Origin of the sequence: Kitasatospora sp. NPDC058492, from assembly GCF_042720685.1 — a bacterium.
In the GTDB taxonomy this organism is placed as follows: Bacteria; Actinomycetota; Actinomycetes; order Streptomycetales; family Streptomycetaceae; genus Kitasatospora.
The window spans coordinates 187,736-206,820 of sequence record NZ_JBHXMU010000006.1 but is presented as its reverse complement, the minus strand read 5'-3'; the positions used below and the strand labels follow the sequence as shown (position 1 = coordinate 206,820).

At 72.9% G+C, this 19,085-nt stretch carries 12 protein-coding genes; 2 read left to right on the top strand and 10 right to left on the bottom strand.

The genetic code is table 11. The features are described 5' to 3' along the window. The 6 genes from ACFWPI_RS06670 to ACFWPI_RS06645 form a co-directional block, all read right to left on the bottom strand. A partial coding sequence (locus ACFWPI_RS06670; RefSeq protein ID WP_380424623.1) for a ricin-type beta-trefoil lectin domain protein occupies window positions 1-428 on the bottom strand: 428 nt, incomplete at its 3' end. A gap of 364 nt (window positions 429-792) precedes the next feature. Continuing rightward, on the bottom strand, window positions 793-1,047 hold the full coding sequence (locus ACFWPI_RS06665) for a hypothetical protein (protein WP_380368707.1): 255 nt from the start codon (window positions 1,045-1,047) through the stop codon (window positions 793-795). Window positions 1,048-1,186: 139 nt separating this feature from the next. Then, complete coding sequence (locus tag ACFWPI_RS06660; protein ID WP_380368705.1) at window positions 1,187-2,605, bottom strand: hypothetical protein; 1,419 nt, start codon at window positions 2,603-2,605, stop codon at window positions 1,187-1,189. Between the two features lie 65 nt (window positions 2,606-2,670). Next, window positions 2,671-6,159, bottom strand: coding sequence for a hypothetical protein (locus ACFWPI_RS06655; RefSeq protein WP_380368702.1), 3,489 nt, complete (start codon window positions 6,157-6,159; stop codon window positions 2,671-2,673). 31 nt (window positions 6,160-6,190) lie between these two features. Then, a complete protein-coding gene (locus ACFWPI_RS06650; protein WP_380368699.1) occupies window positions 6,191-8,461 on the bottom strand; it encodes a hypothetical protein in 2,271 nt (756 codons plus the stop codon). 7 nt (window positions 8,462-8,468) lie between these two features. Then, on the bottom strand, window positions 8,469-11,657 hold the full coding sequence (locus tag ACFWPI_RS06645; RefSeq protein WP_380368697.1) for a DUF6603 domain-containing protein: 3,189 nt from the start codon (window positions 11,655-11,657) through the stop codon (window positions 8,469-8,471). A 393-nt stretch (window positions 11,658-12,050) separates the two neighbouring features. Between ACFWPI_RS06645 and ACFWPI_RS06640 the strand changes: the two genes are divergently transcribed. Continuing rightward, window positions 12,051-13,520, top strand: a complete 1,470-nt coding sequence (locus tag ACFWPI_RS06640; RefSeq protein ID WP_380368693.1) for a carboxylesterase/lipase family protein — start codon at window positions 12,051-12,053, stop codon at window positions 13,518-13,520. Window positions 13,521-13,632: 112 nt separating this feature from the next. On the opposite strand, the gene ACFWPI_RS06635 is transcribed toward ACFWPI_RS06640, so the two are convergent. After that, the gene (locus tag ACFWPI_RS06635; protein ID WP_380368736.1) at window positions 13,633-13,959 is read right to left on the bottom strand and encodes a cupin domain-containing protein; all 327 of its coding nucleotides are present in this window, start codon (window positions 13,957-13,959) and stop codon (window positions 13,633-13,635) included. A gap of 675 nt (window positions 13,960-14,634) precedes the next feature. On the opposite strand from ACFWPI_RS06635, the gene ACFWPI_RS06630 reads away from it, so the two are divergent. After that, the gene (locus ACFWPI_RS06630; RefSeq protein ID WP_380368691.1) at window positions 14,635-15,885 is read left to right on the top strand and encodes an FAD-dependent oxidoreductase; all 1,251 of its coding nucleotides are present in this window, start codon (window positions 14,635-14,637) and stop codon (window positions 15,883-15,885) included. Between the two features lie 81 nt (window positions 15,886-15,966). Here ACFWPI_RS06630 and ACFWPI_RS06625 read toward each other — a convergent pair whose 3' ends face one another. From ACFWPI_RS06625 to ACFWPI_RS06615, 3 genes are all read right to left on the bottom strand, one after another. Next, window positions 15,967-16,185: a hypothetical protein gene (locus ACFWPI_RS06625; protein ID WP_063352329.1), complete on the bottom strand. Its 219-nt coding sequence runs from the start codon at window positions 16,183-16,185 to the stop codon at window positions 15,967-15,969. 2 nt (window positions 16,186-16,187) lie between these two features. After that, the gene (locus ACFWPI_RS06620) at window positions 16,188-17,678 is read right to left on the bottom strand and encodes an NUDIX domain-containing protein (protein WP_380368687.1); all 1,491 of its coding nucleotides are present in this window, start codon (window positions 17,676-17,678) and stop codon (window positions 16,188-16,190) included. 489 nt (window positions 17,679-18,167) lie between these two features. Further along, window positions 18,168-18,911, bottom strand: a complete 744-nt coding sequence (locus ACFWPI_RS06615) for a hypothetical protein (RefSeq protein ID WP_380368685.1) — start codon at window positions 18,909-18,911, stop codon at window positions 18,168-18,170. Window positions 18,912-19,085 lie beyond the last annotated feature (174 nt).

The window sequence follows — 19,085 nt, the reverse complement described above, 5'->3', positions numbered from 1 at the left end:
CCGTTGTTGCGGGAACCGCCCACGTCCAGGCACATCTCTCGGTCGGTTCCGATGGTGTCCTTGACCTTGATCTGGCCGCTGTCGATGACGAAGTTCTGGTTGCCGAAGCCGGGGCTCTGGCACTGCCAGATCTTGACGTGGTCGCCGTTGTTGCGGGAACCGCCCACGTCCAGGCACATCTCTCGGTCGGTTCCGATGGTGTCCTTGACCTTGATCTGGCCGCTGTCGATGACGAAGTTCTGGTTGCCGAAGCCGGGGCTCTGGCACTGCCAGATCTTGACGTGGTCGCCGTTGTTGCGGGAACCGCCCACGTCCAGGCACATGGTGTTGGTGGCCACGCGGGGCGCGGCGACGGCAGCCGTGGGCGCCGTCAGGGCGATCAGGCCGGCGGCGGCCAGGGCAGCGAGCGCGGTGGTGGAACGGGACATGATGTACCTCCGCAGGTGCGCCGACGGGTGTCGGCTCTCGGTGGGGTGGTCGGACCTGGGCAGGCCTGCCGGAAGGTGTAGCCGGCAGGTCCTGCCTGGTATGGGCAAGGTTCGCAGCGGTCAGTTGCGACACGCCCGGGTACGAACCACAGTCATTCCATAGGGCGACATATGGTTTGAAACCCGGTCACCACTTGGGCAGAGACCGGAGCGCGGCGGCTGAGCGATCCTTTATGGGTGCCGTGGCTGCGACGGCCGTAACGGAACGTCAGGCCTTCGGCCTGCTCGGTGAAGGTCCAGCGCGGGCGCGCAGGGGTCGAAGCCAGGGCGCGGCGGGGGTGGTGTGCGCCGTGCCGGGGCGTGGCTACGCCGCTTCGGGCCGGCGGGTGTCCAGCCAGGCGCGGTAGCGGCCCAGGGCCTCGCGCTGCTGGAGCTGTTCGACGAGCAGGGCCACGGCCGGGCGGGTGCCGGGGGCGGGAGCCCGGCCGGAGGCGAGCGCCTTGTCGGACCAAGTCACCGGGCGCAGGGCGCGGTTGGCCGGTGAGCCGCCCCAGGCATCGGTGCGGGTGTTCACCAGCGGGGAGAGGAACTGGGAGAGCAGCCACCTGACCGGGCCCAACGGCGCGGCGCCCGGCCCCTGGTGGGCCGGGCGCCGCGCGGTTCGGTCCCGCAGGCCATCGCGGCGCCGGCTCAGGAGAGTTCCAGGGCCTGTCCGATCGGGAGACAGTTCAGCTGGCTCAACCCGCCCGGCCGCCGTACTACTCGAACACGAATCGGAACGTCTGGCCCTTGTGTCCGTAACCCGGGCTGCCGAAGTCGGCCGTCACGTTGCGGTGGTCGCCCTTGCCGTCGTAGACGAAGACGACCGCCTCCTTGCTTTCGTCGGTGTACATGGTGTTCCAGATCTGGAACTTGGCCTGGCCATCGCTGAAGTTCTTGAGCTTGGCCCAGTCGCCCTGGTTGATGGTGCAGTTGTTGAACACGACTGGGCCGAGGAACTTCACGCCGCCAGTGACGCCGGACGTCGTCATCTTCTGCACGTTGTTGTCCCTGTACCAGACGTCGAGGTCCCCGTTGGCCGTCAGGAGTCCGCCGACGGTGAGGGCGTCGGCGATGGTGACGCTGTTTCCGGTGAGGACCTCGGTGTCGCTGTTGATGCTGAGCTTCACGCTGGAGGGGCCTCGCAGGTCCCGGATCCGGACGATGGCGTCGGCGCCGATGGCGTTGAGGTTGCCGTCGACGGTGAGGTCGCTGGTGACATGGGCGCCGTACAGGGTCACGGGCTTGGTGCGGTCGCCGCCGTACACGGTCCCCGCGGCGTGGATCTCACCGCCGACCTCCAGCGTCTGCGCGCAGTGCAGGCCCTGGACGTTGCTCTGCCCGGACACCTGGACGTCCCCGTTCACCGTCAGGGTGCCGAGTGTGAGGTCGGGCTTGTCCACGGTGACGTTGGTGTGCAGGTAGTGGGTGACGGTGTGGCCGTCGGTGGTGAGGCTGGCCCGCAGGTGGAAGGTGGCGTCGCGGGTGAGTGTCGGGGAGGTCCAGGTGCGGGTGTTGGTGACGTCGTAGGACTTGTTCTCGTGGAGCATGGTGTAGGCGGCGCCGTGGGAGGCGGTCCAGGTCAGGGTGACGGTGTTGCCGTTGGTCACGGTGGTGTGGCCGTCGTCGAGGAACGCGGGTGTCAGGTCGCTGAACTGGAAGCCCGGGAAGCACTTGCCGAGTTGGAACTCGGCCGTTCCCTTGGAGGTGTCGCCCTCGTCGTCCTGGGTCCTCTCCAGGATGTCGAGGGTGGTGACGCCGATCTCGCCGTTGACGGCGATGTTGGTGAGCTCGAACAGCACGGCCTTGTCGGTGACTTCGACGTAGCCCTGGTCGCCGGTGGGCACGGCGAGGAAGGTGCCGTCGTCCTCGCGGGCGAAGGTCCAGTCGGCGCCGGGGGTCACCGTGGCGTGGATCTGGTCCAGGTGTTCCGTGAGGGCGCCGGCGCCGGTGCCTGCGACGAGGGTGAACTTGACGGAGACGACGCGGACCGGGTCGGGGCCGGGGTTGGCGGCGGTGACGGAGATCGTGGCCGGGGTGGGCGTGGTGTCCGCCGGGGTGATCTCCAGGGGCGAAGGTGCGGTGGTGACGAGGTAGTTCAGGGCGGTGGAGGCGCTGGCTCCGGCGCGGACGAACACTGCTGCTCCTGGGTCGGTAATCCGTGGCTCTGTGGTTCGTGGATCGGTGGTGCGTGGGTCGGTGGTCACTGCTCGTCGGCGACCGCGCCGCGCAGGCGCAGTCGGCCGGTGCGGGCGCTGAGGGGGGCGGTCGGGGTCGGGATGTGGCCGGGGGTGCCGGCGGGTGCCAGCGGGCTGTCCTGCCAGCCGGTGGTGGTGGGTTCGGCCCAGCTCCAGTCGCCGTGGCGGGCCGGGGGGCGGGGCAGGACCCAGCCGGTGGCGGGGCTGCCGTCGGCGCCGGTGACGCCTTGCGGGGTGGTCAGGACCGGGCCGAGGCGGAAGGAGACCTCCATCCGGGAGAGCGCGGTGCTGACGAACTCGGCGGGGACGGTGAAGACGGAGACCGGCAGGATGTCGCTGACCGCGTGGACGGCGCCCCGGGGGTCGGCGAGCAGGGTGAGGTACTGCGGGGTGCCGGCGGTGGTGAGCGGGAACCCGGTGCCGATGCCGGCCAGGTAGGACGGGGCGTCCGACGGCAGGTGGACGGTGTGCAGGGTGGTGTAGTCGTCGCCGCTGGTGTAGCCGATCAGGCCGTCGGCGAGGTTCTCCAGCGCGCCGAGCCGCACGCCCCACCGGTAGTCCAGGGAGGCCGGCCGGGGCGCGGTGCTGCTCGGGTCCAGGACGTACTGCCACTGTTCCCAGCTGGGGTCCATGACCGGCGGTCCGTCGAGTTCGAGGGCCAGCCGGGTGCGCAGCAGGGCCAGGGGCCGACCGGCGAGCACGGTCATGGTGGTGTCGTCCCAGCCGCCGAGCGGGTTGACGGTGTAGAGGGTCTCGTCGACGGCCTTCAGGGTGGCGGCCAGGGCCGACGGGCCGGCGTCGCGCAGGCCGGTCAGGAAGGAGGCCAGGTGCGGGAGTTCGGGGGCGAGGCTGTCCAGGGTGGGGTAGCTGGAGCCCGGTGCCGGGTCCCAGACGACCTGCTGCCGGCCGCCGTCGGTGTAGACCGTCCGGCACTGGCCGAGCGCGCCGCCGTCGGGGTCGAAGGCGGCGAGGGCGGCGTCGAGGTGGTTGGGCAGCAGCCAGCCGCAGACCGGGTTGACGCCCGCGTGCAGGTCGAGCACCTGGCTGTCGTCGGTGGCGCTGACGGCGTCGAAGCGGAGCCGGGCTCCTTGCAGGAGGCGGGGGCGCAGTTCGGCGTAGCGGTAGGGGAACTCCGGCAGGATCGTCGCGCCGTCGTCCGGGCGCACGCTGTCGGCCAGCACCAGGTGCTTCTTGTCGGTGTCGGTGGAGCTGCCGCTGCCCTGCGGGTTGATGGGGTCGGTGACCTGGCCGAACTGGTCGACGACCGCGATCCGGTCGAAGTAGAACTGGCCGGCGCGCAGGTGCGGGAAGTCCGAGGCGGGCCACTTGCCGCTGCGGGAGGGCAGGGCGCCGGGGACGGGGGTGGTCTGGTACTGGGAGCCGATCAGGGTGGCCAGGCCCTTGGCGTCGTCGGGGTGGGCGGCGAGGGCCGGGTCGCGCAGGGTGATGCGCGGGGTGAGTCCGTCGAGGGCCTGGCTGAGCAGGTCCCAGCCGGCCACCTGGTCGGCGAGTTGCTGGAGCTCGTCCTGGGGCGCGTCGGGGTGGGTGGCGCGGTACTGCTTGATCTGGGCGGCGAGGTTGAAGGTGGCGTGCGGGGTGAGGTAGATCCGCCCGGTGTAGGACTGGTAGGCCGGTGGGTCGGCCGGGCCGGTCTTCGTCCAGTGGTAGCGGGTGCCGTCGAACTGCCAGCAGTCGCCGTCGGCGGTGTCGTGCGGGATGGGGTAGTAGGACAGCTCGTAGAGCAGGTAGAGCGGCTTCCAGGGCTGCCGCCAGCTGCTGGTGCCCAGTGCCGGGAGGGTGCCGGTGACCCGCTGGTCGGGGTGGGCCACGGCGTCGGCGAGGGTGCCGGCGGCCTGGGCCTGGTCGAGCAGCCAGAACTCGCCGAGCAGGGTGGCGACGGTGGCGGCCTCGGACAGGTGGGTCAGGGGCGGCCCGGGTACGGCGGCCGGGGCGGGGGCGAGGCCGTTGCCCAGGTCGATGCCGGTCAGCAGTTGGTCCGGCGTGCGGCAGGGCAGTGCGGCGGTGAGGTCGGCCGGGGCCGGGGTCTTGATCCCGTTCAGCAGCACCACCGGGTCCTGCGCGTGGTGGAACTCGCCCAGCGGGGAGCGTTTGAGCGTGCAGGTCGGGTCGGCGCCGTGCGCGGCCAGGTAGGCCTGGGCGGCGGTGGCGAGGTCCTCGTCGGTGGCGCCCCAGGGGATCGGCTGCGGGTGCCCGGAGCCGGGATCGCGGCGGGCGGCGATGTCGGCCGCCAGTGCCGTGACCCGGGCGGCGAGGCTGTCCTGCTCGGTGGGCTTCAGGGTGGCGGGCAGCGTGTCGGTGTAGGCGTCAGGGACGTCGTCGAGGCGGTTGAGCCACCAGGCGCCGTACAACTTCCACTGGGTGTCGGCCAGTTGGCGCACCTGGTCGTCGTGGGCGGCCTGGTCGGTGTTGAGCTTGGCGCAGAGTTCGGTGCCGGCGGTGCCGTCCACCAGGTCCCAGGTGTAGCCGCCGTGGGTGGAGCCGAACCAGGCGCGGTGGATGGACTGGTCGACGGACTCGGTGCCCGCGTCGTCCAGGCCGTCGAGCAGGCCGTGCGCCAGCGCCTCCAGCCGGGCGGCGTCGTCGGCGTCGGTGCCCTTGGCCACCAGCAGGGCGGTGAGCGCGTCGACGGAGCTGTTGCCCACGGCGACGTCCACGTCCACGCCCTGGGGGCGGTCCGAGGCGGGCACGCTGCCGGTCTTGTCCCAGCTCAGGCCCAGCACCTGGCCGGTGTAGAGGGTGCGGTCGGTGGGCGGGGTGTCGGCGGTGGGGTCGGCGGCCAGGGCCCAGCCGAGGGCGGCCAGGCTGGTCGCCTCGTGCAGCGGGTCGGCGCCGGGTGCGGAGTACCAGCCGGTGACCAGGTAGCCGAGGGTGTCCTGGTCCGCGACGCCCGCGAGGTCGTCGTGCAGGGAGAGCACGTTCTCGTTGAAGGGCTGGAAGGCGGAGAAGGTGAGCAGGCCCGGCCCGGCGGCGGTGACGTACGGGTCCTGGGTGCCGCTCTCGCCCGGCCAGTCGGCGGCGGCGGTGCGCCGTCCGATGTGGACGCTCCTGGCGGTGCCGGGGCGCAGGTAGGGGGTGGTGGCGGTGGCGGTGTCGCCGTCGGCGGGCAGCCAGTCGCTCTCGATCACCCAGGAGTGGGCGGTGCGGTCGGTGGCCGGGCCGCTGTAGCGGACGACCAGCCATCGGTTGGGTACCAGCGGGAAGGTGGTGTCGCCGGTGTCCGGGTCGTGTGCGCCGTTGCGCAGGGCCTGGGGCAGCTGCCACTGGAGGTAGACGCCGCCTGCGGTGGTGTCGGTGTTCCAGTGCGCGGCCTGGTTGTTGTCGAAGGGCTCGCCCTCGGGCGGGAGGTTCTGCGCCAGCAGGTTGAAGTTGGCCTGCCAGCGGATGAACGGCACGCTGGAGCGGACTTCGTCGTTGACCGCCAGGGCGTCGACCTGGACCGGGACGATCAGCGGTCCCTTGTCGTCGTTCGGCATGGTGCTCGCTTTCGTCAGGATCGCTGGAGGGTCATCGCTGGAAGGTCATCTGCTGGGCCGCCTTGACCATCTGGATCGCCCAGCCGGCCGCGCTGAGGCCGCCCTCCTGGGCATGGTCGCCGAGGGCGGTGGTGATGGCGTCGCCGATCCGGGCGACGTCCAGCACCCGGGTGTCCGGGTTGAGGTAGCCGCTGACCTGCGGCAGCTCGACGCCCGGCAGCGTGATGCCGATGCCGTCGCCCTTGAGGTTGCGCAGGTGCAGGACGTCGCCGTCCTGGATGCCGAAGTGCAGGCCCTGGGGCGGCTCCGCCACCACGAGCCGGTCCACGATGCCGTCGGCCAGCACCAGCAGCACGTCCTCGCCCACCGTGTCGGCGCGCAGCACCGTCAGTTCGTCCTCGCCGGCGTACAGGTGCATGCGCAGGGCGGGCCAGCCGGGCACCAGGCAGGAACGGACCAGGAAGCCCGAGAGGCGGGCGGGCAGGTCGGTGAGGGCGTCGTGCAGCAGCGTGCTGAGGTCGCTGTCCAGGCTGCCGGCGATGCCGATGCTCAGCGCTCCGTCGACGAGGGCCGTCTGCCAGGCCCGGTCGACGTAGCAGAAGCGCAGGCTCTCGTTGGGCAACAGCTCCTGGCGGGGCACGAGCTGTTCGAGGGGCACCGGGTGGAGCAGGGCCAGGCGGTCCAGCCAGTCCAGCACCGGGTTCGCGGCGTCGGCGGTCGCCGCCCGCAGTGCCTCGCGTGCCTCGGGCCGGGCCAGTTGGCCGCGCAGCCACGGCGCGGCGGCCTGGAGGGGCGGGGCCGGTCGCGCCTGGGCCAGCCGCGGGCCGGCGGCGGCCTGGTCCAGCGGGCTCGCCAGCGCGGTGGTGAGGGTGTGGGCGAGGCCGCCCAGGGCGCTCGCCTCGAACGCCTGCCGGGCCGGGCGGGTGCCGATCGCCGCGGCCGCGCCCGCGTGGTCGGTCGCGGCCCGGGTGCCGGCGAGGCTGCCGCTGCCAGCCCGGCTGCGGGCGGCGAGCATCCGGCCCGCGCCGGCCCGGGCCACCGTGCGCCAGGCCATCAGCGCGGGCGGGAACTGCGGGTCCGCGAGCGCGAGGGAGCGGCCCAGGGTCCACGCGGCGGCGTAGCTGACGTCGAAGAGGCCGTGCTCCTCCAGGTACACCAGCCGGGCGTCCGCGTTCGCGCTGTGCTCCACGGTCTGCGGGAGCGGCTGGGTGGGCAGCGGGGTGAGCGGGCCCCGGTACCAGGCGTAGCTCTGCTCGCCCGAGTCGAGCTGGTGGGCCAGCGGGGTGTAGCCCTGGGTGAGCCGGTCGCCGGCCTCGCCGGTGGCGCCGTTCGGCGGCAGCCGCAGCCCCAGCGCGGCGGCGTCCTGGCTGCCGGGTGCGGCCAGGTTCTCGACGAGGGTGCCGAAGTGCGCCCCGGAGTCCGGCAGGGAGCGGAACGACCAGGACCGCAGCGAGACCAGGCGCAGCGGCGCGCTCGCCACCGTGCTGCCGTCGAGGTACGCGGCGAAGCCCTCCAGGGAGACCAGGTGGGCCGTGTACTGGCCGCCGGTGGTGGTGGGGAAGCGGTTGCCCACGACCACCGCGTGCAGCCCCTCGTAGGACGGGCCGTCGCGCAGCGTGTGCCACCAGCGGGGCGGGGTGGCGCGGTGGACGCCGCGCAGCGAGCGGGCCCGGGTGCGGTCGCCGCGTGAGCGCGCCCCGCTGGGCTCGTCCTCGCCGCGCCGCAGGTGGACGAGCCGGCCCAGCTCCCCGGTCCGCGGGGCGATCGCGGCGAACAGCTGCGGGGGGACGTCGATCGTCCGGCACTCGGTGGCCTGGTCCGGCTGTTCGACGTCGGTCAGCGCGGGGGCGATGGCCTCGGTGGCGGGGGTGTTCAGCAGGTCGGCGACGGTCGTCGTCTCGGTGCGGCCGGTGGCGGACGGGTCGCCCGGCAACTCGCCCTCGGCGAAGAGGAGCACCGCCAGCCAGGGCACGGTCGGCTGCCCGGGGGTGGGCGGCGCCCCCGTGAGGGTGCGCTCCCAGGGCAGTGGCGGGGTGTCCAGGGTGATGTGCGGCAGCAGCTGGTCGAAGGTGCCGGTGGCGCCGTCGGTGGGGTACACCCCGTGCACCGCGCCGTCGGGCAGCGCGAACCGCGCGGCCTGCACCTCAAGGGTGCGCACCACCGGCGTGGCGAAGTAGTCGCCGGTGTCCAGGCCGTCGATGGCGTGCCCGGTGGTGATCTGGTAGGTCCCCGCCTCCAGGGCCGGTACGAGGCTGTCGTGGAACTCCAGGCCGCCGGCGGTTCCGGAATCTTGACTGAGCATCAGGTGGTCACTTTCCGGTCGGGACGAGAAGCGGCTCGGCGGCCAGGTCGCCGCGGGCGAGGTCGGCGTAGCCGCTCAGCGGGCCGGCGGGGTCGAGCAGGTACCCGAGCCCGCCGAGCTGGGCGCGCAGGGCCTCGCGCTTCGTGGCGGTCGAGGGGGCGGCGATGCCGCTGTCGGCGGCGGTGATGGCGGCCACGGTCTGCGTGCTCGTCTGTGCCACGGGGCCGGCGGCGGCCGCTCCCGCGTCCAGGGGCAGGGCGCCCTGGGGCAGCAGCGGGTCGAGGTCCAGGACGCCGGGGGCGACCGTCAGCTGTCCGCCGAAGGCCGGTGCCGGGACGGTGACCGTCAGGCCGGTCAGCCGGCCGGGCAGCAGCCCGGTGCCGTTCAGCGAGCTCTCGCCCGGGCCCCACAGCGACTGCGGCACGTTGGAGCGCACCGGCTCGGCGCTCCAGGTGGAGTGGTCGACCTGCTGGCCGTCCTTGGTGATCGTGACGCTGTGGGTGGACGTCAGGTCGCCCTGCTGCATCGGGCGGATGTGCAGCGGGTCCTCGTCCGGTGTCACGGCGGCGCCGCCGAAGAGCACCTTGCTGGCCGGCACCGCCGAGGAGGTGACGAAGCTGAACCCGTGGGTGGAGGCGTACCAGGGGCCGGCGTCCGTTGCGTCGTCGCCCACCCGGGCGAGGGACGAGGGCGCGGTGGGCTTCCAGGACAGCCCGGCGACCGGATTGGCCTGCACAGCCTGCTGTTTGGGCGGCAGCTGGGACTGGAAGTCGGTCCAGGGGACGGGCGGCAGGTGGTCCGGGCGGCTCTTGCCGAAGCCGATGTGGAAGCTGATGAACCACAGGTGGACGGTGGCGTTGCCGCCGATGGGCGGGCCCCACAGCTCCACGTCCACCCCGAGTTCCAGGCTGATCGTGATGTGGACGAACCAGACGTGGAGGGAGAACCGCACCCCGATGCTGACGCCCATGGCGACGTCGAAGAAGAACGGCGACCACTGGATCAGCGCGTCCAGGTGCGCGGTGAACCAGGCCCGCAGCGGACCGGTGTCGAAGACCAGCGCCAGCGCGCCGCCCAGCATCGCCGCGTGCGGGGTGATGGCCGCGTACGCCTGAGCGGTCAGGGTGAGGGTGTTGCTGATCGACCACTTGATCCCCAGCCGGGGTACGGCGGGGTAGTGGCCGGGCTTGACGAACGCCGGGTGGTAGCCGCCGACGGAGACCACGAAGTCCCCGGCGTGCGGGCTCGGAGGCACCCAGACGCAGAGCGCGAGGCCGCCGGTGGGCTTGCAGTTCTTGTCCAGGATGTAGGACTTGTCGGTCAGTTGGGCCGTCAGGGAGAGCAGGCCCTCGCTCTGCCGGTACAGCGCCTCGGCCGCGATCTGGATCCGTGCCACCTTCGGATCCTTGCCCGCCTTCTGCTCGGCCGCCGTCAGCTTGGGGAAGTCGAACTCCCCGAGCCCCAGCAGCGCGATCACCAGGGACTCGCCGAACTCGACCAGCGCCATGGAGCGGAAGTCGGCCAGCTCGAACATCGTCCAGTGCAGGCCCGCCGCGACCCAGATCTCGCCGTCCTTGGGCGCGACCCAGGGCTTGAGCCCGCCGGTCAGCGTGTCCAGCACCTTCATCGGGGTCGAGTCGGCGCCGCCGGTCAGGTTGAGCAGGGGGAAGGTGTCCACCTCGGTCAGCGCCGGGACGCGGACCTCGCTGTGGTAGCCGAAGCCCAGGGAGACGTCCTTGACCCGGAAGGGCGGCGGGCCGAAGCCGGCCTCCGGGTTGGTGCCGGTGCCGAGTTGGCCGAAGAGGAAGAGCGAGAGCGTGCCGTCCGCCTTGCGCGCGTAGGAGCCGGCGATCCCGACGCTGATCACGGGCGCCGTCAGCATGCCGTCGCCGTCGTACCGCACCGGCCAGTCCGGAGTCGGGTTCGTGCGCAGCGCGCCGCCCAGCGCGATCGGGTCCGCCTTCGCGCTGATGCCCAGGCCCTTGAGCACGGGGGTTGCCTTGCCGGGGTCGGCCAGCGGAATGCTGACCCCGAAGCCGCTCGCCTCGAACGTCAGCGCGCGGGCGTTGATGCTGAAGTCCGCGGAGACCTGGATCGCGCCCTTGGCGTAGCCGAGGTTGAGCTTGCCCAGCCGGAACGGGCCGCTGGACTCCGCCTTCGCCGGCTGGTCGGCCTTGCCGCTGGGCCCCTTGTCCTGCGGCAGGGCGGCCCAGGTGCGCGAGGCCTCGCCGAGCCGGACCTTCACGGCCTCCCGGGGCGTGCCGCCGAGGTCGTAGGCCAGGGACGCCGTGACCCCGCTGTCCAGCGGGCCGGCCGGGAGCTCGGGCGCGTTTCCCACGGGGAAGTCGGCCTTGACCGCCTTGAGTGCCTTGTTGAGGTCCGCCACCTCGGTGTCGTCCAGCCCCTCCGTGATGAACAGCAGGGCCACGTGCTGCATCACCAGGTCGTCGGCCGGCGGCACCAGCGCCTTGATGATCGGCAGCCCGGACAGCGACAGCTTGACGGCCGCCTGCACCACGCCGAGGTAGCGCCTGCCCGCGTCGCCGCGGTCCTGGATCAGCAGCGCCCAGGCCACGCTGGAGGCCGGGGCTCCGCCGCTCAGGGCGGCGCTCCCGGACAGCACCAGGGTCTTCGTGTCCTGGACGTAGCGGAGCCAGACGTCGGTGAGGTGGAAGCCCAGGTCCGCGGGCAGGGCGCAGCCGAAGGACTGCGTGACGTCCGGCAGCTCGCCGCCGCCGGCGCCGTCCGGCACCAACGGGCCGGCGCCGTCGACCGGCAGGCGGTAGGCGGCGCCGTTGAGCGTGCAGCCCAGGACGGCGCCGACGTCGCCGCCGCGCAGGACGAACCTGGGCTGGGTGAAGCCGAACTTGGACAGGTAGGTGAAGTCCTCGGTCGCTGCTGCCGTGGTGAAGGTCCACAGGCTCAGGGTGAACACGATGTCGAAGCCGACGAGTTGCTTGCCGTCGGCGTCGGCCGTGAAGGCCACCGTGACCGGCAGGCCGGCCGCTGCCCCCAGCGCGGCGGTGCCGTGGACCGTCAGGGCGTCGCTGTCGGCGGTCGCCTTGCCGACCTTCAGCGAATCGCCGAGGTGGCGCGAGACCAGATCGGCCGCCCCGAGTTCCTCGCCGGTGATCTCGAACGTTTTGCCCTGGCTGCTTGCCAGCCGCTGCCGTAGTTCGTCGATGCTCAGTGTCATCAGCCGGTCGGCCTCCCGCCCTGGTTGTGTTCCATCCGGTCCCGGCCCCCCGGCCTGCCCGACCGGTCGGGCGTCCCCGTCATCGGCCCATTCCGGTTCGGGACATGACAATTGAGCCCCCCTGGATCAACCAGGGCGACAACGGCCGTGCGCACCAGGGGCCTTGACTCGCCAGGTCCGGAGTGCACGTCCGACACGGGACTGTCGCAGCGTATCCGAGGCGTGCGCGGATAGTGACGGAACGATCCGATCTTGGCCGATATGCATCGCCTACGGCCGAGTTCGACAGGCGCCGTAGACCGCGCAGAGAGAGCCGAACCGTCGGCATCTTCCCGTCTCATGGCGATAGCGATAGACCGGAGCCATCCCACGTCTGCAAGGAAGGCGACACCGATGACCCTGATCGAGAGCCCCGTCGTGACCATCGAGTCCGGCAGCGTCCGAGGCACCGTCGAGGACGGCGTCGCCGCCTTCCGCGGCATCCCCTACGCTGCCTCGCCCGTGGGCGAGCGGCGCTTCGCCGCCCCCGTGCCGCACCCCGCCTGGCCGGGCGTCCGGAACGCCGACCGCCCGGGCCCGTCCGTCCCGCAGGGCCCCTCCCGGCTCGAAGCGGTCATGGGGCCGCGCACCCCCGACTGGGACGAGGACGGCTGCCTCACGCTGAACGTGTGGACCCCTCGTCCACCTGCGGACGGGTCCGCCCCGGACGCCCTGCCCGTCCTGGTGTGGTTCCACGGCGGCGGGTTCACCAGCGGGTCCGGCGGCTGGGACTGGTACGACGGCCGGCACCTGGCCGCCGCCGGCCGGGCCGTCGTCGTCACCGCCAACTACCGACTCGGCTCGCTCGGCTACCTCTACCTGCCGGACCTCGGCATCGAGAACCTCGGCGCCCAGGACCAGGCCGCCGTCCTCGCCTGGGTGCGGCGCAACATCGCGGCCTTCGGCGGCGACCCCGGCAGCCTCACCGTCGGCGGCCAGTCCGCCGGGGCGTTCTCCGCCCTCTACCTCGCCGTCTCCCCGACCACCGGCCCGCTCGTCAACCAGGTCATCACCCAGAGCGGTCCCTTCGGGCTCGCCCCGCAGGACCCCGAGGAGGCGAGCGACCACGCCCGGCGCTTCCTCGGCATCCTCGGCCTCCTCGGCCCGGACGGCACCCGGGACCGGGGTGCCGCGCTGCGCGCCGTCCCGGCCGACCGGCTCCTGGCCGCCTACCAGCAGCTCTCCCGCGACGCCGCCCGCCCGGGCAGCGTCGCCCCGCCCATGTACCCCGTCCTCGGCGCCCCCGGGATCCCCTCGACGTGGCAGCAGGCGGTGGTCGACGGACGCCTCGACGGCAAAGGCCTGCTGACCGGCACCACCAGGAACGAGATGACCTCCTTCTTCGCCTTCGACCTCCGCATCCGGGAGATCACCGCCGACCGGGCCCGCTCGATCGCGGCCGGCCAGGCCGACCGCGGCGACGAACGGTACGACCGCATCGCGGCCCGGCAGCCGAACGCGACCCCGGCCGACATCCTCACCGAGTTCGAGACCGGGCTCGTCTTCCGTGACGACACCCTCGCCATCGCCGACCGCCACGCCGCGGCCGGAAACCCGACCTACGTCTACCGGTTCGACCGCGCCCCGGTACCCGACCCCGCAGGCCTGGGCGCCGCGCACTGCGTCGAACTCCCCTTCTTCTTCGACACCTTCGACGCCTACCCCGACAGCCCCATGCTCGGCGAGGCCACCGCCGCCGTCCGCTCGCTCGGCGACACCTTCTCCCGCGCGATCGCCGCCTTCGTCGCCACCGGCCGCCCCGCCGCGGACCAGTGGCACCCCTACGAACCCGCCGATCCGGCGACTGTCCGGTGCTTCGGCTGACACCGGCCGCGCCCGTCCCGAGGGCGGGGAACAGCCGCAGGCCGCAGGCCCTACCGCCCGGGCCCGGTCCAGGGTCTCCCTGTCCCGGCCGACCCCCGGCCGGACGGGCAGGTCAGGCCAGGAAGTGGTCGTGCCGGCCGTAGAGTTCGGCCCATTCCGCGTCGCTCATCGGGCGTTTTCGGGCCGCGATCTCCGCGATCTCCTCGAAGAACGATTCACGTGGCACGCCGGGCACGAAGAGCATCAGCATCGAGGTCGGCTCGTTGGACTCGTTGCGGAAGCCGTGCACGGCGCCCTCCGGCACGTGCAGGAAGTCACCCGCCTCGGCGTCGATCCACCGTTCGCCGTCGTACAGGCGCATGATCCCGGACAGGACGAAGAACGACTCGGACATGGTCCGGTGGAAGTGTGGAGCGGGGCCTGTCGGCCGGGGCCCCATGTCCAGTCGGTACAGGCCGAACGTCTTGTTGGCGGAGGGCGTGTCGACCAGGTAGTGGACTCTTGTGCCCCCCGCGCCGATCAACACGTCCGGCGCGGCGGCGCCGAACCGGAGATTTGCCGCATTCTCGCCCGATTCGCCCCAGTAGTGAGCCATTGGGTAGGACATGGCGGATTTCCCTTTCGAGACATTCGCGTGATTGGTCGGTGATCCGGTCCGTCGCCCCGGCGACGCATACGACGTGTGCCCGGCCGGCTGCCGACGGTGCCGGACAGGGCGGCGGCGTTCGGCCCGAGGGCGCCGAGCACGTCCGAAGCGCCCTGCGGGGCGGGGCCTGGCGGCTCCACCGGCTCTTCGTGCCCCGAGATCACCCAGGCGTCCGCAGGCCCCGGCGGCCCGATGAGGGCCATGGGTCCACGGTGCGCCGAGGCGGCCGTCGGCGCACCCGCAGCGGCCTGGCGGGGGACTGCCACAGCCAAGCGGGCCCCCGGCCTGCTGCCGAGGGCCCGCTTGGCGATCCCGCACCTCGCGGCTCGCTGCTACTGTGGGTCCAGATTCAACGGAATGCGCGAAAAATCGCTCCTGAATGGTGTTTCTGAGCGGCGCCCTCGCGGTGTTTGTTCCCTTCGGGGAACCCCAGTGCTTCCTTCGTGACCACAACGAAGGCAGAAGACTGTGCACCAGCACCGTGTCATCATCGCCGGCGCCGGACTCGGCGGCCTCACCCTCGCCCACGGGCTGCGCGCCCGCGGCTTCGACGTCGCCGTGTACGAGCGGGACCCGCACCCGGACGTGAGGCCGCAGGGCTACCGCGTCCAGCTCGACGAACCCGGGCTCGCGGGCCTGGAACACTGCCTGCCGGAGCACCTCTTCCGGCTGGGCCTGGCGACCGCGGCCTCGCCGCCCGCCCGGGTCTCCGTCCGCGACCGCCACCTGGGCACGCTCGCGGGCCGGCCCACCGCGCCGGACCCCGACCCCGCCGGCGGCGCGGCCCGCCCGTACCGCTCGTACGCGTTCAACCGGCCGACGCTGCGCCAGATCCTGCTCTCCGGCCTGGCGGACACCGTGCGCTACGGCGCGGAACTGCTGAGCTGGCAGAGGGAGCAGGACGGAACGGTCACCGCGCGGTTCGCCGACGGCCGCAGCGCGAGCGCCGACCTGCTGGTCGGCGCGGACGGGGTCGGATCGGCGGTACGCCGACAGCTGCTGCCGCACGCCCGGGTCGAGGACGCGGGACTGCGCCTGATCTACGGCAGGATTCCGCTGGATGGGCTGGGTACCGGGGTTGGAGAGGCCGGAGGGGCGGAGGCGGCCGCGCTGCCGCCATGGGTGTTCGACAGCATCTTCACCGTGGTGACCGGTGGGCAGGGAAGTCCGCACGTCGGGTTCGGGCCCGTGCGGTTTGCCCGCCCTCCCGGCGCCGCCGGCCCGGCACACACACCGCCCGTCCCCCTCACCCCCGTCGGCGACTACGTCGCCTGCCTGGTGGGAGCACCGGTGGACCACCCCGCCATGCCCTCGTTCGAGGCGCTGCGCGGTCTCGACGGCCCCGCCCTGCGCGAGCTGGCCGGACGCCTGGTGGGCGACGACTGGCACCCCGACGTGCACCGCCTCCTGGACCGCTGGGAGACCGACTCGCTGTTCCCGCTGCGCATCTCCACGGCGAGCCCCGTACCGCCGTGGGAGCCGGGCCCCGTCACCCTGCTCGGGGACGCGATCCACGCCATGAGCCCGGTGCTGGCGATGGGCGCGAACACCGCGATCCGCGACGCCGCCGAGCTGACGCGGGCCCTGGCCGGGGCCGCGGCCTCCGGCGCGCCGCTCGTGGACGGCGTACGCGCCTACGAGCTCCGGATGCGGGAGTACGCCTTCTCCGTCGTGGCCGCCTCCCGGCGAACCGGCCGACAGCGGGTCGGACAGCGCTGAGGCCGAGAGGGGCGGGCCCTGGTACCGGATTGCGGTCCACCTGGGGTGATGGTTCGTCAGGAACGTCGGCTGTCGAGCCGGTCACCCGGGTGGTCGTCGGGGCAGGTCGAGGCGGACGAGGTGCTGGTCGGTGCCGCCGTCGGGCCGGTGCACGGTGCGGTAGGCGTACGGGACGGTGCTGGCGGGGAAGGTGACGATGCCTTCCTCCACGACGGGCCGCTGGTCGGCGATGGCCCGCAGCCGGGCATCGGTGTCGGCCGGCAGCTGCGGCTCGGGCGGGCGGCGGTGGCGGCCGGCCATCCTCAGGCCGACGGTTGCGACGGGGCCGGGCGGCCCGACCGGCCGGTTTCGCTCTGGCCGGTTCCGCTGCGCCCGGGCTGGTTCACGAGGTCCTCCTCGCGGGGCTGGTCGGCCCTGTCGGTCCCGTCGGCGAGCAGCGGCAGGTAGTGCTGGAGGTACGGCGGGACCTTGAGGTCGAGGACCTCGGCCAGGGGGACCATGCGGACGGCCAGGCCCTCGTCGCCGAGCCGGAGGTCCTCCTCCGGGCCGTCCCAGGCGGCGTGCAGGACGCGGGTGAGCGGGGAGACCAACTCGTGGTGCGGGCCGGGCAGGATCCGGAGCCCCGTGATCTCGATGCCGGCTTCCTCGCGGACCTCGCGCGCCGCGTTCTCCTGCGGGGTCTCGACGCCCTCGCGCCAGCCGCCGATGGGGGTCCAGTAGCCCGGCCAGGCGATGCCCGGCTTGTCGTCGCGGTGGTACATCAGCAGCCGGCCGTGCCGGTCGGTGACGAGGACCATGATTCCTTCGAACTCGCCCTCCGGGGAGGGGCGTTCCAGGTACAGCGGCGTGCCGCAGCGGTGGGCGCGCAGCACCTGGAGGAGCCGCTGGTAGCGGTCCGGTGGCATCAGGTCGCACCAGTCGTGGGCGGTCTCGAAGCGCCACTCGGTGTGCTCGGCCGGGTCGAGCCGGATGCGGGCCTGCTGCTCCGGGGTCAGGACGCCGCCGTCGAAGACGTATCCGCACACCGGCACCGGGTACTCCGTGCCGGCCTGCTCGTGGACGACCGCGACCAGGCGCCGCCGGGCGATCACCTCGGGGTTCTCCGCGGCGAGGTCGAGGCCGAGTTCCTCCTGAGCCTCGCGCAGCGCCGTGCCGAACGGGGCCTCGCCGTGTTCGACGTTGCCGCCGGGGAGGCTCCACACGGCCGGGTTGATGGTCGAGCGCATCCCGAGGATGCGGTCGTCCGGGTCGGTGACCAGGAAGCATCCGTAGACCGTGGGCCGCGCGACGGTGGTGAGGTAGCTGCCGACCGGCCGCCAGCCCGGGATCGCCAGGCGGCGGGTGAGCCACCCGATCACCTCGCGCTCTCCGTCGCCGGCCTGCGGCAGCTGGTCGGGACGGGCCCACTGGTGGTCGTCGTGCTCGGCCGACAGCGTGACCGGGGTGCCGTCCGGCACGACGGCGGTGAACACGAACTGCCGTACCCGCCGGCCGTTCCGGTCGGTGAGGTCCAGGCTTCGCGCGTACTCCAGCGGCAGCCCGGCGAGCCCGGTCTGCTCGGCCAGTTCCCGGGCCGCGCCCGCCTCGATCCCCTCGCCGCTCTCCCGGCCGCCGATCCCCTCGCCGTCCTCCCGGCCGCCGCCCGGGTACTCCCACAGGCCGGGGAGGGCGTCGTGCGCGGCCCGGCGGATCAGCAGGATCCGGCCGGAGGCGTCGCGGACCACCACGCCGACGCCGATCCGCTCGATGTCCTCGTGGGCGGCCAGTGCGGTCAGCACCTTGAAGTCGATCACTGCGCGGACTCCTCGTTCCCTCGGGCCGACGGGGCTGCTGAGCGGGGGCGCCGGGACGCTCCTCCTGCCGGCGCGCCGGGGCGGGCCGAATCAGCCTCAGGGAAGCCGAGTTGGGGCGGCCGTGCGGTCGGCAGGGGACAGATGATGGCGCTGTTCGCACGGGGGGTTCAAGCAGGCCACCTCCGGGCGCGCCCGGGGCGAACGGGGAGTTTTCGAGCACCGCGCCGCCGTGTCGGGTACGCCCTCCAGTCGGTCGCGAACGGCGGTCGGCAGGGTGGCGGAGCCCAGCGCACGGGCGGCGAGAGCCTGTTCGAGCACGGTCGTCAGGCGGGCTTCGAGCCTGCTGCTGACGCCCGCGTGGGCGGCGAGGCCGCGCGGGGAGCAGTCGCCGCCGGCTTCACTCGTTCGGCTGGCCGGGCGGTCCAAGAGGTTTCCGCCGGCGGCCCGCCGACGGGTTCCTGGGCGTTCATAGCACGATCTTGTTCATGTTCACATTTTGGCGCTGATCTCGCCGCCGGTGCTGAGCACCATGTACACGCCGTTGGCGACGGCTCCGGCGTCCTGCTGGTTCGCCTCCAGCGTGCCGTTCACCGCGCCGTCGTTGCCGAGGATCTGCGCGCGGTAGTGGAGTTCGCCGATCTTCGTGACCTTGGCCGTCCAGCCGCCCGCGAGCTTGAACGTGCCCGGCCCCTGGTGCCCGCCGCCCATCCAGGAGTGGGCCGTGCCGTCCAGCGAGAGCACGATGAACATGTCGTTGAAGTCGACCCCGGCGTCGGAGTCGTGCGTCTCCAACGTGCCGTACTCCGTACCGTTGTTGACGATCTTCGCGGTGTAGTTCTGGTTGTCGGTCGCGCGGATCTCGGCCGTGCTGCCGTCCACCAGCTTCTGGGTGCGGACCGGGGACGTCCCCTTGGGCGGGGCGGCCGGCGGCGTGGTGGTGGTGTGGCGCGCGGTGGGCGTGGCGGCCGGAGCGGCGGTGCCGGGCGCGGGAGGCGCGGCCGGAGTGCTGGCCGGCGCGGCGGCGTCGGGCGTGGTGGGAGCGCTGGGCGCGGCGGCCGGCGGGGTGGTGCCCTGCGCGCTGGGCGTGGTGGGCGCGGCGGCCGGCGCGGCGGTGCCGGGCGCGGGGGACGGGCTGGAGCAAGCTGTCGCGGTGGACACCAGCAGAGCGGCCGCCAGGGCGGAGCCGGCCAGCGTACGGACGGCGGACGAGCGACGGTTCGTTAAGGTCGACATGCGGTGCTCCTGAGCGAAGTACGGGTGAGGAACAGCTCGTTGCCCGTGGCCTCTCCTGCGGGGGCCAGGAGCAACGTGGCTGCATACAGGAACGAAGTTAGTGTGAGCAGTCGACGAAACAGACCCTGCTATGTCACCAGACTGCTACGCCCTCCCCGAGCCCTCACCTGCACC

What these genes read in the sequence shown, in the direction of transcription:
- ACFWPI_RS06655 (WP_380368702.1), bottom strand. Translation starts at nt 6,159, where the DNA reads ATGCCGAACGACGACAAGGGACCGCTGATCGTCCCGGTCCAGGTCGAC.
- ACFWPI_RS06650 (WP_380368699.1), bottom strand. Translation starts at nt 8,461, where the DNA reads ATGCTCAGTCAAGATTCCGGAACCGCCGGCGGCCTGGAGTTCCACGAC.
- ACFWPI_RS06645 (WP_380368697.1), bottom strand. Translation starts at nt 11,657, where the DNA reads ATGACACTGAGCATCGACGAACTACGGCAGCGGCTGGCAAGCAGCCAG.
- ACFWPI_RS06640 (WP_380368693.1), top strand. Translation starts at nt 12,051, where the DNA reads ATGACCCTGATCGAGAGCCCCGTCGTGACCATCGAGTCCGGCAGCGTC.
- ACFWPI_RS06635 (WP_380368736.1), bottom strand. Translation starts at nt 13,959, where the DNA reads ATGGGGCCCCGGCCGACAGGCCCCGCTCCACACTTCCACCGGACCATG.
- ACFWPI_RS06625 (WP_063352329.1), bottom strand. Translation starts at nt 16,185, where the DNA reads ATGGCCGGCCGCCACCGCCGCCCGCCCGAGCCGCAGCTGCCGGCCGAC.
- ACFWPI_RS06615 (WP_380368685.1), bottom strand. Translation starts at nt 18,911, where the DNA reads ATGTCGACCTTAACGAACCGTCGCTCGTCCGCCGTCCGTACGCTGGCC.